Below are 15,699 nucleotides of genomic sequence, written 5' to 3'. Positions count from 1 at the left end.
TACCTCCTTTAAGGTTGACTATCCAGATACCCTTGTAAGATCATGACAGCGGCCATCTTATCAATAACCTTCTTCCGCTTGGAACGACTTACATCGGCTTCCAATAGTACTCTTTCAGCAGCCATGGTTGTTAAGCGCTCATCCCACAGTACTACCTCAACCGAGAAATGGTCTCTCAAGAACTGAGCAAAGTTCTGGGAAGCTTCTCCACGGAAACCGATAGATCCATTCATATTTTTGGGCAATCCAATAACAATCTTCTCTATAGTATGCTCATCAATGAGTTGTTTAAACGTATCTTCTAATGTTACATAATCTGGCTCTGTCCAATGCAAGGTGGTCAAACCTTGTGCCGTCCAACCTAATGCATCACTGATCGCAACCCCGATCGTTTTTGAGCCTACATCCAAACCTAACATTTTTGTCATTCGTTTCTGTTGGCGTGTATATAATCCTTGACTAACTCTTCCATGATTTCATCACGCTCTATTCTCCTTATTAAGTTACGTGCATCTTTGTGTCTTGGAATATATGCCGGATCACCTGAAAGCAGGTACCCCACAATCTGGTTAATCGGGTGATACCCTTTTTCTTCGAGCGCTTTATAAACAACAAGCAAGACATCTTTTACATTCTGCTCAACAGGCTCATCAGAAAAGTCAAATTTCATTGTTTTATCCATTCCATCCAATCGAAGCACCTCCAAATTAAAGTGAAATCGGTAGCTTGTATTTATTTATTATACCTGTTCTTGATCCGAAATACCAAAAAAATTATTTATTCTCCGCATATTTTTCTACATAAGCTAATGCAGCCTGGATCTTGCTGGTGTCTTTTCCGCCGGCTTGAGCCATGTCTGGACGACCACCGCCGCCACCGCCACAGATTTTGGCAGTTTCTTTGATTAAATTCCCTGCATGATAGCCAGCTTGAACTAGATCCTTCGTTACACCAGAAGCAAGTTGTACTTTGTCATTATTAACCGTTGCTAGCAAAATAATACCTGATTCCAGTTTTTGTTTCATTTGATCTACCATATCTCGTAACTGATTCATATCAGAAACGTCTACCTGCTGAGCAAGAACACGAACACCATTAACGTCTTTTACCGCATCAAGAATAGTGGAAGCTTCCAGCTGTGACAGTTTACTATTTAACGATTGAATATGACGATCTTGTTCCTTCATTTCTTTAAATAAATGCTCGATACGTTCTGGCACTTGATCTTCTTTTGTCTTTAACTGACTGGCAGCTATTTGCAGTAAGTGGTGTTTACCATTCACATATTCATAAGCCCCCTTGGCCGTTACTGCTTCAATTCTGCGTGTTCCTGCACCGATACCTGATTCAGAAACAATCTTGAATAATCCAATTTCGGCTGAGTTTTGTACATGACAGCCTCCGCATAATTCGATACTGTAGTCCCCTACTGCGACTACACGGACAATCTCTCCATACTTTTCACCGAATAAAGCCATAGCCCCCATCTGTTTAGCTTCATCAATCGATTTAGTCGTAATCGTTACTGGAATGGATGCCCAGATCTTTTCATTTACTTTTTGTTCAATTTCAATCCATTCTTCTGGTGTAATCGCTCCAAAGTGAGAGAAGTCAAAACGAAGCCTGTCACTGGCAACAGACGAACCTGCCTGATTGACATGATCACCAAGCACGTCTTTTAAAGCCTGATGCAGCAAGTGTGTAGCTGTATGATTCTTAATGATAAATTGACGGCTTTCCTGATCTACTTCAGCTTGAACGGCTTGCCCCTTTGATAATACACCTTGCTTTACTAATACACGGTGGAGATGCTGACCATTTGGCGCCTTCTGTACATCCAATATTTCGGCAGCACCGCTAGCAAAACGAAGCACTCCTTTATCCGCTATTTGTCCCCCGCTCTCCGCATAGAATGGGGTCTCCTTTAAAATAACAAATGCCTCTTCTCCAGCTGCTACTTCGGCCTTTAAAGCCTTATCCACGATAATTTCTTGTACCGTAGTTTCCACAGCTAGTTGATCATAGCCGACAAATTCACTTTCCGCTTGTAAGTCGCTTAACACACTATCTTGGATTTGCATGGAATCTACTTTCTGACGTGCATTTCGCGCCCGCTCACGCTGTTTTGTCATTTCCTCTTCAAATCCGCTTTCATCAATGGTTAAGCCAGCTTCAACAGCATATTCCTCTGTTAGCTCCTTTGGAAAACCATAGGTATCATACAAACGGAATACATCTTCGCCAGGGAAGATACTGCTTCCTTCCCGCTTTTGCTTATCTACTATTTGCTGTAAGATGTGCAATCCTTCCTGTAATGTTTCATGGAACCTTTTTTCTTCTGTTTTTATTACATTTTGAATAAAATCGGTCTTTTCATGCACCTCTGGATAGAAATCCTGCATAATTGAGCCAACTGTAGGTACTAATTGAAACATAAATGGCTTTTCAATTCCTATTTGTCTAGCATATCGTACAGCTCGCCGTAATAGACGACGGAGTACATAGCCCCGGCCTTCATTAGACGGCAGAGCACCATCACTAACAGCAAATGTAACCGTTCGGATATGGTCAGCGATTACCTTAAAAGCAACGTCTGTCTCTTCCTGTACTCGATACGTGGTATTGGCCAATTTTTCCGTTTCCTTAATAATTGGTAGAAATAAATCCGTCTCAAAATTGGTTTTAGTATCTTGGATAACACTTACCAAACGTTCTAATCCCATACCGGTATCAATATTTTTCTTCGGTAATGGTGTATAGGTGTCATCTGGATTATGGTTAAATTCTGAGAACACCAAATTCCATATTTCTAAATAACGCTCATTCTCTCCGCCTGGATATAATTCTGGGTCATTGGCGTCATTTCCATAAGCTTCGCCACGATCAAAAAAGATTTCCGTGTTTGGCCCGCTTGGTCCTTCCCCAATATCCCAGAAATTCTCCTCTAAGCGAATAATACGTTCTCCTGGCAGGCCAATTTTGTCACGCCATAATGCATAGGCCTCCTCATCCTCTGGGTGAACCGTTACTGATAAACGCGCAGGATCGAAACCAATCCATTTCTCACTTGTCAGAAACTCCCAAGCATAGTCTATCGCTTCCTCTTTAAAATAATCGCCAATAGAAAAATTCCCCAACATTTCAAAGAAAGTATGGTGCCGTGCTGTATAACCAACATTGGTAATATCGTTCGTCCGAATCGATTTTTGCGCATTAGTAATACGCGGATTCTCTGGCACAACCCTGCCATCAAAATATTTCTTTAGTGTAGCTACCCCGCTATTAATCCATAGTAAGGTTGGATCATCCTTTGGTACTAAGGATGCACTAGGTTCGACGGCATGTCCTTTTTCTTTAAAAAAGTCCAGAAACATTTGCCGAACTTGTGCAGAAGTTAATCGTTTCATAATTATCGCCTCCTAATTTTATACAAATGATTGATATTGTTTTTGTAAAACAAGCAGTGACCTTGAAATTTGCCAAGAAAGATAAAAAAACTCCCGTCCCTGCAACAACTGCAGGGACGAGAGTATCTTCGCGGTACCACCCTGATTACAGTAAAAACACTGTCATCTTGGCATCTGTAACGGTGATGTAACCGGCAGGGATTAGCTGCACTTCAAACTAGCTTCCCAGATAAGAGCATTTAGAATTTCTTTCAGCCACGGAAATTCCTCTCTTCACAAATGGTTATCCAGTACTAGAGTTCTTCAACGTTTTTATTATACACTTTGCTAGGATATTATAGTTAATTTTTCGTTTATTGTCAAATCACCAATCCTCCGCCTGACATGCGGAATATTAATTATTCACTTTGACTTTTTTGATTTCTTAACCTTTTCAACTGACGATAGGTCAAGGGCACCGCAACTTTAGCCACTGCCAATAATGGAATCGCCAGGATGACCCCAATAATACCCGTTGCCTTCGCCAGAAAGAACAAAGTAAGCATCAAATACACTGGATGGATACGAATACTCTTCCCAACAATAAAAGGCGATAACAAATTACTTTCTAATAGCTGAATAATAATCACAATACCTAATACATACAAGATCATTTCTGTAGAGATTGTAAAGGCAATCAAGATAGCGGGAATCGCACCAATAATCGGTCCAAAATAAGGAATAAAGTTAGTAAAGCCCATAATCATGGCGAGCACCGCTGCATAACTCATTCCCGCCCATTTTAATAATAGGAAGCTCGCCAAACCTACGAGAAAACAGACAAAAATTTGCCCGCGGATATATTGACCGAGACTTTCCTCAATTTCATTTCCCAGTTTTTTCATAAACCCGCGATACTTAGCTGGTATTACTCGCAATACCCCTTTTTGTAATGTTTGATAATCCTTTAGGAAGTAAAAGGCAAGTACCGGAATTAGGACAATCATAATGACAACATCAAACAACATCGGTATGTTCATTAACAACCCCGTAATTCGTTTGCCAATCCCCTCCTCCATATCAGCTAAGAATTGATCTAATTTATCATGAAACCCTTCTGGCAAAAAAGAAGTCTGTAAATAAATATCATAAATAAACGAACGATAAGCTTCTACATACACTGGTAAATTCTGCCCCAATTCCTGTGTCTGTTTAATCAGGATCGGCAATGATATATAGGTACCTATTCCTACCACAGCAAAAAACAATAAATAAATGACAATAATTGCAATCGGTCGTGGTATTCGAAAAGTTTGAATATACTTGACAACAGGGTGAAGCAAATAAGCAATCAAAGCGGCGATAAAGAAAGGGGCCAGCACCTGTAAGAACAGCACGAGGATCATTCGATAGAAAGGAAATAAAATATAGATTAAATACAGCGACAGAATCGCCAAACATAACATAAATAACTGTAATACCTTGCGGATAATTGCATCGTTAGACATCACCGCTACCCCTTTATCCTTCTTTCATCTGCCGAAAATAAATCATCCAAAGAACTTAATGAGCCATCCTGCTCAATCTCATGCAAATGAATCATATTTTGATGGACAGTTAATTCCACATAACAACTCCAGCAGTAGTATTGGTTTGGTCCAATGATACCAATATTCTTACCGCGACAAATAGGACAAATCATCGTTCTATCTCACCTTTTTTTACCATTTATACTTACCAATAATGGCTAAAAATATACAAGTCCTATCGAAAAAACCTGATTGAACTATGGTAATAGAACAATCAGGACATAGTGCGGATTATTTTTCGCCGCTCCCACAAATACAGGACTCTTTTCTGCTAATCTTTTTTGCTTGGGTGCGACGGGATGTTTTTAAACTATGGCTAGTTGACTCCATATGCTTGTTAACCAAATTCGTTAACATATCCACAAGATCATCGTCCCATACATAAGCTTTTTGCTGGACTAACTCCGGAATACTTTCCGCTAACACCTCGACTAGTGATAAAGAGGGAGACGCAGGTGACTAATAGTGTTTTCAAAAGTTTGTCTCCGATCTTCCTCCATCCTCGCAAGTCCTTCAAAGATTTTCTGCTGTTCTTGTTTGCTGAAGTTTCTGTTCATCTTATCCCTCTCTTCTAGAATTAGTATAGTATCTGCTAAACAAAGCATAACGGTTCTATTATTTTTTTTCAGATATTTGTGGTTAAATTGCTTTTCGTTATAGCTTTCAGATGGTATGATATAATTACTATTACTTTGTCAAGGAAAGGAAAGGGTGTCCGTTAATGAAAAAGAAAATACTTGCATTTCTTTCTATGGGATATGGATACTCTACTGCTGTTTTCTTTTAGAAGTTCATAAATTGGCGGAGTCTGTCTTCTATGAACTAGAAATATAAGCAGAATACTTTCAAATGATGAGGTGGAAAAATGATGAAGCAAAAAATTGTAAGGTCAAACCCGAGTCAATTGCCTGCGCCTGTTGGCCATTACTCACATATCACCAAGATCCCTAGAAATGCAGAATTACTGGTAAGCTCTGGACAGGTCGGAGTAGACACGGACGGACATACTCCAGCTGCTATAAATGAACAGACGGCCAATTGCTTCCTGCACATTCAACAGCTGTTAGAAGCAGAAAAATTAAGCAGTGCGAATATTGTAAAGGTAAACATTTGGGCAACAGAGGAAATCGATTGGGACTTTTTTTATCAAGAGTGGGGAAAACTATTTAATAAGGATTACCCAGCCATGACAATCGCTTATATTAATGCACTTGGACTACCAGAACTGAAGGTAGAAATAGAGCTGTGGCTGGCTAGAGTTTGATAGATACAAACATAGGGACTGCTTGCACAACGGGGGAATTGATTGTGCAGCAGCCCTTTTAGTTTTTCGGGTATTATCATCTTTTTGTTTAGATCTTCAATACATTAGATGAAACATTTAACGACTTCATGAGTCAGAATTGTTCTTTATAAAAATTACCTGTATGACTTACATAAAATCATACGGACTAAAACTTTCCTGTCCTACCTCTACAGCTAGCAGACGCTGATCGGCAGTTAATGTCGTGTCCTGATCTACGACTGGCTCTGACTGTTGATTGACATCGAATAAATGATGCAGAAAAGCAACTAAAGAGGTGTTGCGCTGATTGGTATCTTCAGTCTCAATTCCATTCATAAAGGCACGCTTATCACCACAAATGACAAGAGATTGTTTGGCACGTGTAATAGCGGTGTACAGCAGATTTTTACGCAGCATCCGATGATAGCCTTGTATAATTGGCATGATCACAATTTGGAACTCACTTCCTTGTGATTTATGAATCGATGTACAATAAGCATGCATTAAATTAATCAAATCTGGCTTCGGATAGACAACTTCTCGTTCGTCAAAACTAACTACCACTTGATCGACTTGGTCAAGGTTTTCATCCTTCTCAAAAATCGCCACAACCTCACCTATATCACCATTGAATACCTGATCTTCCGGTTGATTAACTAATTGAATCACCTTATCTCCTTTACGAAAAACAACATCTCCGAAACGTAATTCACGGCGCCCCGGCTGTGGAGGGTTAATGACAGCTTGCAATTCTGCGTTCATTTTATGAATTCCAGCCTTGGAACGGTACATGGGTGCCAAAACTTGAATTTGTTTTAAGTCTACCCCTTTTTGATACGCCTTCTGAACAATCTGACTGACGAGTTCCACTACTTGAAAATCAGGACAGCTAATAAAATTAAAATCATTTGCTTTCGCTAATGAACTCGGCGTAACTTGATGATTCTTAATTTCATGAGCCAGCTGAATAATCTTTGAACCCTCTTTCTGGCGATAGACTTCTTTTAATGAAACAGACGAAATTACCTTGCTGGCTAACAGATCTGCCAATACTTGCCCAGGCCCGACAGATGGCAGCTGATCCTCGTCCCCAACGATAATGACCTGCATATCACTTGGAAGCGCGCGAAATAATTGATAAGCCAGCCAAATATCTACCATAGAAAATTCATCAATTACTAGCAGTTTCCCTGTTAATTTATTGTTTTCATTCTTATCAAACGATTCATGACCATCCCAGCCCAGTAAACGGTGAATCGTCACACTGTCGATACCTGTTGATTCTTTCATCCGTTTAGCGGCGCGCCCTGTCGGTGCGGTTAAGATAAATGGATATTCGTCGTCATCCGTATAGTCATCTTTATTCAATGAACAGTCATGGATCGCCGCGTAGGCGTTTATAATTCCTTTAATTACCGTCGTTTTCCCTGTTCCTGGACCACCTGTCAGGATAAAAATTTTCTCTGTTAATGCCTGCTGTAATGCTTGGTACTGTTCATTTCCGTAGCTAAGTGATTCTTCTTCCTCAATACTTCCAACAATCTTTAACAATTCCGCCTCTGTAAAAGACGGCTCGATCGTTTTGCTCGCTATCCGTTTCAGTTTAGAGCAGAAACCTGTCTCTGCATAATATAAAGACGGCAGATACGCCTTTTTGTCCATCACAATAATTTGTTTTTCCTTATTGAGTTCGATAATCTGTTCTGTCATCTTCTCCGCTGCAATCTGGTTAACTGCCCCATCCAAGAGCTGATCCATTTGATAAACTAATTGGTCTAACGGCATAAATACATGGCCTTCCTGGACACTGTTTTGAAGGATATAAACACAAGCTGCTTGCAATCTGGTAGGATGGTCAACCGTGATATTGTGCTGCTTAGCCATTTGATCTGCACGGATAAAGCCAAAGCCTTCCACTTCAAAAACAAAGGCATAAGGATTGGTTTGCAAGGTATCTAATGTTTCTTCTTTAAAAGCAGAATACATCTTTTGCGCCATTTTCAGACCAAAGCCGTATTTAGACAATTCCACGACAATCTGTTCAAAGCCTTGGTTTTCCTGCAGGATTTGATAGATCTTCTCCTGCTTCTCCTTCGGAATACCTTTGACCTTCTGAAGTACCTCTTGATTATGTAAAATTTGTGCTAATGCATTATCCCCTAGTTCATCCACAATGCGTTCAGCTGTTTTTTTTCCGACTCCTGGAAACAAATCGCTCGATAAATAAGTGATCACACCTTCTTTTGTCTCTGGTAAAAATCGCTTATAGCTTTCCACTTGAAATTGACGGCCAAAGCGGGCGTGATCTACAGTTCTGCCATAGAATTCATACGTTTCACCAGGATCGAGCCTTCTAAAATAGCCTTTCACAACAACCTCTGACTCATCAAATGACTGATTGGTTTCCAGAACTTTGATCTTTGCAATGGAGAAATGCTCTTCTTTATTCTCGAAGATTGTATGGACCATCTCTCCTTTAATAAAGTTTTTTTGACCGCCATCCTCCATCCCAAAGCCCTCCCCTATTCGTTTTGATCTGCTAACATAATCTCGATTTGCTTCTTGCCGTTACCCGCCAATAAATGATCTGGCTGTATATCAATAGCACAATTAAAATGATGCAATGCTCGCTTAATTTGCTCGTTATATAATGCGATAACTCCCAAATTATAATGGGCATCACTATGTTGCTTTTCTAATTCCAATGTTCGTTCAAATATGGTCTTGGCCTGATCTAATTGCTGTGTTTGTGCCAACGCTAGTCCATATTGGAATTGAATATCGACATCATTAGGACTTAGCTCACTGGCACGCTGCAGATATGGAAGCGACAAGCGGAATTTCTCATCATACAAGAAAGTCATCCCTAACATGAAATAGGGATCTGCTTCTTCTAAGCCTTTTTGAATCGATATTTGAAAATACTCTTGAGCTTTGTCTAATTGCTCGGTTTCAAAATAAACATTGCCTAATCCATAAAAAGCGGTAGCAGCCTTTTCATCCAGTTCTGCTGCTTTACCGTAAAAGCGTTCTGCACGCTGATAATCTTTCATATGCAATAATAGATTGCCAAAATTAATATAATGAACCGGCTCCTCCGGATTAGCTTCAATCGCCTCTGTAAAATATTGAGCCGCCTCTTCTAACTTACCTTCTTTCATATATTGAATACCTTGGTCGATTTGATTCACTTATGCTGTCTCCCCTTCTGTACGCAACGTGATGTCACGAGCCTATCTTTGATAAGATTCCCTCTCTGCTACCGGAAATCTTATTTTCTGTGTCTGTCCCTATCTAGTTAGATAGAAGGGTTTTTTACTATTTTATCTTACTATCTAAACCCTGTGCAACCATCAGCCAAGATATAATCAGATGGTCCGACAAAAAAAGGACAGCGTGGCAAACATAGACAGCTGTCCTCTACTAATAATAGTTGTCACATTATCCGACATAACTAATCGGCTGATCATTTTTCAGCACATCATTTATCGTGCCTCCGCCTAAACATACTTCATCTTGATAAAAGACAATAGCTTGTCCTGGGGTGATTGCCCGCTCTGGGTTATCAAATACAACCTTTACTGTTCCATCTGGATTAGGGTATACCATCACGCCATGATCCTTTTGACGATAGCGGAACTTCGCTGTACAATGAAAAGGTTCGGCAGGCTGTTCATTAATCCAATTCAATGCATCGGCCACTAGACCTTCAGAGTATAAGGCGTCATTATGATATTCTGCCCCTACATATAAGATATTATCTGCCAAATTCTTGCCAACTACAAACCATGGACCGCCCGGACCGCCGATACCGAGGCCTTGGCGCTGACCAATTGTATAGTACATCAGACCGTCATGTGTTCCTTTTTCGATACCATCTAGAGTCATTATCTTTCCAGGTTGTGCTGGCAGGTATTCACTGAGAAATTCCTTAAAATTACGTTCTCCAATAAAACAAATCCCTGTACTATCCTTTTTATCTGCTGTCGCCAAATTATTTTCCTTAGCAATCCGACGCACTTCCGCTTTCGGCAAATGTCCTAAAGGAAACATTACTTTACGCAGTACATCCTCAGAAAGTTGATTGAGGAAGTAGGTTTGATCCTTATTCTCGTCCACACCTCGCAGCATCTCGACATGGTCACCCTCACGTCTTACTTGGGCATAGTGACCTGTTGCCACATAATCTGCCCCTAACGATAAGGCATGTTCCAAAAAGGCCTTAAATTTAATCTCCTTATTACACATTACATCTGGATTTGGTGTTCTTCCAGCTTTATATTCATCTAAGAAATAGGTAAACACTTTGTCCCAGTATTGCTTCTCAAAGTTCACACCATAGTACGGAATTCCAATTTGGTTACAGACACGAATCACGTCATCAAAATCTTCTGTTGCTGTACAGACCCCATTTTCATCCGTATCATCCCAGTTTTTCATAAAAATACCGACTACATCATAACCTTGCTGCTTGAGCAGTAAAGCCGTTACTGATGAATCGACACCACCGCTCATACCGACTACTACCCTTGTGTCTTTGTTGTCTTTCATTATATCACCACCTTATTTCGTTAGTCTATTCACGATAGCCGCCACTTTACCAGCGGCCTCCTTTATATTATCTAAATCGTTAGCTAAACCAAAGCTAAACCGAATTGAATTGTTCGTTCGTTCATTTTCTGGAGAGAACATAGCACTCAAGACATGAGAAGGGTCTACTGAACCTGCAGTACAGGCGCTACCGCTTGAAGCTGCCACTCCGCTAAGGTCAAAATTCATTAACAATGACTCCACATTGGTGCCTGGAAAACTGATATTAATAATCGAAGGAACAGATTGATCCTGTTTCCCATTAATCAAGAAGTTAACACCCTGCTGCTCTAGTTCCTGTACGAATTGATCACGATACTGTTGATAAGCAGTAAAGCAGCTGGCTTGTTCACGCTGAACCAGTTCAATCGCCTTGGCAAATCCGACAATCCCTGCCACATTCTCTGTACCTGGACGTCGTTTACGTTCTTGCTCGCCACCATACTGTATCGGTTCCAGCGTAACTTCTTTATTTGAATATAAAAACCCTAAACCTTTGGGCCCGTTAATTTTATGGGAAGAGACCGTTAATAAATCGACCTGCAATATGTTGATATCTATCGGAAGTATCCCGTAAGCCTGAACAGCATCCGTATGAAAATATGCCTGATGATCGTGCAGTATTTCCCCGATTGCTGCAATCGGCTGGATGACACCTGTTTCATTATTTACCATCATGATAGATACCAAGATCGTATCCTCTCGCAATGCTTCTTGTACTTGTTCTACTGTTATTTGTCCGGTTTCATCAACATCTAAATAACTAATCTCGAATCCCTGCTGTTCTAAGTTGTTAATCGTGTGCAGTACGGCATGATGCTCTATCTTGGTCGTAATAACATGCTTCCCCTTTTCTTGATTGGCAAAGGCAGCACCTGTAATGGCCATATTGTTTGCTTCTGTTCCACCGCTGGTAAAAATAATATCACGTTCACCGGCATGTAATGATTGAGCAGCGATGGCACGTGCCTGATCCAGGTGCTGTCTTGCTTTTCTTCCAAATGAATGGACACTCGAAGGGTTGCCAAAATCTTCTGCTAATACAGCCGTCATCGCCTGTATGACATCAGGGTGAACAGGTGTTGTTGCTGCATGATCTAAATAAATAGCTGTCATCTCTTCCATCCTTTTCTATATAGCCTATCCGAAATGTTATGTCTCTACTCTGTAAAAAGACGGACAAAAAGGGCAAACCTGCCAGCTTTCTATTAGCAGGATCAGCAACCATTTCCTCCGTTTTTAACGCTAACCTTAGATATAGAACATATATGGATCTTGAACGCCTTTCTCGCCATATGTCGATAAATCTTCTAAAGTGGTAGTATCTAATACATCTTTTACCGCGTCACGGATACGAATCCAGAGCTCTTGTTTCGCAGGCTCTTCGTCTTCGATACCTTCTACCGGCGTAATAGGACCTTCCAGAATGCGAATAATATCACCAGCTGTAATTTCACTTGGCTCCTTCGCCAGAATGTATCCGCCATAGGCTCCGCGAATGCTCTTCACTAAGCTAGCGTTTCGTAACGGGGCCACCAGCTGTTCCAAATAATGCTCAGATAAACCATGTTCTTGGGCAATTGTCTTCAAAGAAAGAGGCCCCTTGCCACTATTCTTGGCTAATGCAATCATGATCGTTAACCCATATCTTCCTTTTGTTGATATCTTCATTACTACACCTCATTCTATTCATACCCTATACTCTTCTTAATTCTTAAAGGTTGTTCTAAAAGTCCAACAAAAATGACGCATCGAATTTCTGCGTTGGCAGTAGAGGAACTTCTACTAAGATGATCCTTTTTATCGAACTTTTTGAACACACTATTAGTTGTATTATAGCATGAATGCTATAATAATGGCAGGACAATACTCAGCCGTTCATTATTGTTCCCATACTAGCCTATGTTAAAAAAACGGGGATAAATTGTCAAGCTGATTGTCTTCATCGCCAAATAAAAAAGTTTAAGGTATGTAATAGAGAGGAAGTGTAGGATGGCAAAGCAACCGTTAGCCTTTCGAATGAGGCCTCAGCATATAAATGATGTAATTGGCCAGCAGCATCTAGTTGGACACGGGGAAATGATACAACGTATGGTCGAAGCAGAACGTCTGCATTCCATGGTGCTCTATGGACCGCCGGGCACAGGAAAAACTTCCATGGCCATTGGGATTGCTAATAGCTTGAAGATTCGTTACAAACTATTAAATGCAGCAATTGATAAGAAAAAGGATATCGAAATAGCGATCGAGGAAGCAAAAATGTCGGGACAGCTCGTTGTTATACTAGATGAGGTACACCGCTTAGATAAAGCAAAACAAGATTTTCTGCTCCCTCACGTAGAATCGAACTTGATTACTTTGATCGGTTGTACGACCGAAAATCCTTATCACAAAATTAACCCCGCTATTCGAAGTCGTTGTCATATTTTTGAACTATTTCGCTTAGAACCTGCTGACATATTAGAGGCCTTAGATCGAGCTATACAAGATAAAGAAAACGGACTGGGTGACTTACCATTAGCAGTCGATAAGGAAGCGAAAGAGCATCTAGCAAATGCCTGTAATGGGGACTTAAGAGCCGCTTTAAATGGACTTGAATTAGCCGCTTACTCCACCCCGAAACAAAATGGAGAGATTGTTATCGATCTATCAACTGCTGAAAAATCCATGCAGAAGAAAAGTTTCTCCCACGACAAAGGCGGTGATGCTCATTACGATGTCTTATCTGCTTTTCAGAAATCCATTCGCGGCAGTGATGTCGATGCTGCGCTTCACTATTTGGCACGATTAATTGAGGCAGGTGATTTAGAAAGTATCGCTAGAAGGATGCTGGTTTGTGCCTATGAAGACATTGGTTTAGCCAATCCACAAGCAGGTCCGCGAGCCTTAGCAGCCGTACAAACGGCAGAACGCGTCGGATTCCCTGAAGCTCGGATTCCTTTGTCTGTAGCAATTGTTGAACTATGTCTGTCACCAAAGTCGAACAGCGCCTATATGGCTCTGGATGCTGCACTAGCTGATATTCGTAAAGGAAATACTGGTGAGATTCCTGCCCATTTGAAAGATGCTCACTATAAAGGGGCGGCCGCTCTAGGCAGAGGGATCGATTACGAGTATCCTCATAATTACGAAGGTGGCTGGGTAAAACAACAGTATTTACCAGACAAAATCAAGCGTAAACAGTATTATTATCCAAAAGACACTGGCAAATTTGAAAAAGGACTACAACAAATTTATCAAAAAGTAAAAAAATAAAGTATACATTCCTATCAAACTGGTCACACTAATAGATAAACAGAAACGTCTACCATTTTAGTCTTGTATTACGCCGTATATCTCCCTGAGATTGATAGCTTTGGAATACAATACTAGAGCAAGTCAGCTCATCCATACAGGCAGACGTTCAAAAATGACTAGTAGTATGTACAAGCATATCATATCGAAAACAGGCAGAAACACTTTTATATACACCGCGTGTTTATCATAAAAGTTTCCTATGATCATGATCCGATACCTCTTGTACATCCTCTAGATTGAAATAAGGAGTGTTTAGTAGATGACAAAGGTAAGACAAGATGCTTGGTCACATGAAGATGACCTATTGTTAGCAGAGACGGTGTTAAGGCATATTCGAGATGGAAGTACCCAATTAAACGCCTTTGATGAAGTAGGCGATAAATTAAACCGTACATCTGCTGCCTGCGGCTTTCGCTGGAATGCTGAAGTGCGTCAAAATTATGAACAAGCCGTTCAAATTGCCAAGAAACAAAGAAAAGAGAAGAAACGAGCACTGGCAAAACAAAAACAAACGATTACGCAAGAACAGCAGGAAGATACAGTTGCATCTAAGGAACCAAGTGTAGAAGAAGAGGTCTATTCCTTCTTAAATTGGAATAGCAAGCAGCAGCAATCCAGCCCGAAACAACAGGAAAATTATCAAGAGAATTATTCTCTTGATCTTGATCAGGTCATTCGTTATTTGCAATATCTAAAGAAGGAATATAACCATGTACAATCCTCTCAAGCAAATCAACAGCAATTATTGCAAGATCATGAACAGCTCAAAAAACAATTACAAATGGAACAGAGAAAGAACCAAGAATTGGAACGTGAATTGACTACCATGAAAGAAGATTATCAAGCTTTTATGCAAATCGTCGAACGAGCCAGAAAAATGGTAGTATTCGATGAGACAGAGACGCGGCCGGTCCCAACCTTCCGTATGGATAAGAATGGGAATCTAGAACAGGTCGCTAAATAAATCAAGACTGCCTGCAGGGAGAGTCTTCTTTACCTCCCGCTGATGGCTAGCAAAAGCATCCAGATGTTAGCAACCATTATCTTCTCCATTGGACTTTCTCAGAGATTTTCCCAAATTTGGAAGGGGAGCTTTTACGGATGATTACACCGGGACTAAGAACTTAACGACACTTGCAGAAAATAGAAAACCCTTGATACTGAATATAGTATCAAGGGTTTTCACCGTTATGTAGTACAATCCCGATCGTGCCGTCGATAGAGATGAAGTTTTGATCCCGCTTAAAGCAGGTGGGTATCTTGCCTCCTATTTCATGCGTCCGCAATAAATTCGTAAGTATAGCGGCATGCACTAGATAGGGGAACAACAGATTCCCAATGTTATTGGTGTTCGGTCAAAACGTCATGAATACGACGAACACATCAGGATTGTGTACTACTGTATTGATTAACTAAATGATAGCATAATGGTTTTATAATTTCAAGCAAGTAACTTTTTTGTATGTGTCAAGTTTTTCTCGACATAGTTTTCCCACCAATATTTCAGGTCTTATCAAAATGTACACTTGCCTAGACTAACGCGCTATCGCTT

General features: G+C 40.5%; 13 protein-coding genes and 1 other RNA gene. 3 read left to right on the top strand and 11 right to left on the bottom strand.

Annotated features, from left to right (window positions below; all coding sequences use genetic code 11):
• Positions 1–8 precede the first annotated feature (8 nt).
• From ruvX to JOD18_RS21845, 5 genes are all read right to left on the bottom strand, one after another.
• Positions 9–428, bottom strand: a complete 420-nt coding sequence (ruvX, locus tag JOD18_RS21865; protein WP_204671370.1) for a Holliday junction resolvase RuvX — start codon at positions 426–428, stop codon at positions 9–11.
• Positions 425–691, bottom strand: a complete 267-nt coding sequence (locus JOD18_RS21860) for an IreB family regulatory phosphoprotein (RefSeq protein WP_204671368.1) — start codon at positions 689–691, stop codon at positions 425–427. Before JOD18_RS21860 ends, ruvX begins: the two co-directional genes overlap by 4 nt.
• Before the next feature lie 82 nt (positions 692–773).
• Positions 774–3,407 (bottom strand): alanine--tRNA ligase, encoded by a 2,634-nt coding sequence (gene alaS, locus JOD18_RS21855; protein WP_204671366.1) that lies wholly within the window; start codon positions 3,405–3,407, stop codon positions 774–776.
• Between the two features lie 398 nt (positions 3,408–3,805).
• On the bottom strand, positions 3,806–4,894 hold the full coding sequence (locus JOD18_RS21850; protein ID WP_239588299.1) for an AI-2E family transporter: 1,089 nt from the start codon (positions 4,892–4,894) through the stop codon (positions 3,806–3,808).
• Between the two features lie 5 nt (positions 4,895–4,899).
• Positions 4,900–5,088, bottom strand: coding sequence for a hypothetical protein (locus JOD18_RS21845; protein ID WP_204671363.1), 189 nt, complete (start codon positions 5,086–5,088; stop codon positions 4,900–4,902).
• A 752-nt stretch (positions 5,089–5,840) separates the two neighbouring features.
• Here JOD18_RS21845 and JOD18_RS21840 point away from each other — a divergent pair.
• Positions 5,841–6,239 (top strand): RidA family protein, encoded by a 399-nt coding sequence (locus JOD18_RS21840; protein WP_204671361.1) that lies wholly within the window; start codon positions 5,841–5,843, stop codon positions 6,237–6,239.
• A 168-nt stretch (positions 6,240–6,407) separates the two neighbouring features.
• On the opposite strand, the gene recD2 is transcribed toward JOD18_RS21840, so the two are convergent.
• From recD2 to cymR, 5 genes are all read right to left on the bottom strand, one after another.
• Complete coding sequence (gene recD2 / locus JOD18_RS21835; protein ID WP_204671359.1) at positions 6,408–8,768, bottom strand: SF1B family DNA helicase RecD2; 2,361 nt, start codon at positions 8,766–8,768, stop codon at positions 6,408–6,410.
• A 14-nt stretch (positions 8,769–8,782) separates the two neighbouring features.
• Complete coding sequence (locus JOD18_RS21830) at positions 8,783–9,451, bottom strand: tetratricopeptide repeat protein (protein ID WP_204671357.1); 669 nt, start codon at positions 9,449–9,451, stop codon at positions 8,783–8,785.
• A 250-nt stretch (positions 9,452–9,701) separates the two neighbouring features.
• Complete coding sequence (gene mnmA, locus JOD18_RS21825) at positions 9,702–10,811, bottom strand: tRNA 2-thiouridine(34) synthase MnmA (RefSeq protein ID WP_204671355.1); 1,110 nt, start codon at positions 10,809–10,811, stop codon at positions 9,702–9,704.
• A 12-nt stretch (positions 10,812–10,823) separates the two neighbouring features.
• The gene (locus tag JOD18_RS21820; RefSeq protein WP_204671352.1) at positions 10,824–11,966 is read right to left on the bottom strand and encodes a cysteine desulfurase family protein; all 1,143 of its coding nucleotides are present in this window, start codon (positions 11,964–11,966) and stop codon (positions 10,824–10,826) included.
• Positions 11,967–12,101: 135 nt separating this feature from the next.
• Entirely contained in the window at positions 12,102–12,521 is a 420-nt protein-coding gene (gene cymR / locus JOD18_RS21815) for a cysteine metabolism transcriptional regulator CymR (protein ID WP_204671351.1), read from the bottom strand.
• A gap of 321 nt (positions 12,522–12,842) precedes the next feature.
• Between cymR and JOD18_RS21810 the strand changes: the two genes are divergently transcribed.
• Both JOD18_RS21810 and JOD18_RS21805 read left to right on the top strand, forming a co-directional pair.
• The gene (locus JOD18_RS21810; protein ID WP_204671349.1) at positions 12,843–14,105 is read left to right on the top strand and encodes a replication-associated recombination protein A; all 1,263 of its coding nucleotides are present in this window, start codon (positions 12,843–12,845) and stop codon (positions 14,103–14,105) included.
• Between the two features lie 301 nt (positions 14,106–14,406).
• Complete coding sequence (locus JOD18_RS21805; RefSeq protein ID WP_204671348.1) at positions 14,407–15,111, top strand: RsfA family transcriptional regulator; 705 nt, start codon at positions 14,407–14,409, stop codon at positions 15,109–15,111.
• Between the two features lie 232 nt (positions 15,112–15,343).
• On the opposite strand, the gene ssrS is transcribed toward JOD18_RS21805, so the two are convergent.
• Positions 15,344–15,540, bottom strand: a non-coding RNA gene (gene ssrS, locus JOD18_RS21800) — 6S RNA.
• Between the last annotated feature and the right edge of the window lie 159 nt (positions 15,541–15,699).

Origin of the sequence: Gracilibacillus alcaliphilus, from assembly GCF_016909015.1 — a bacterium.
GTDB lineage: Bacteria > Bacillota > Bacilli > Bacillales > Amphibacillaceae > Gracilibacillus > Gracilibacillus alcaliphilus.
This window is presented reverse-complemented; position numbering and strand designations above follow the sequence as displayed.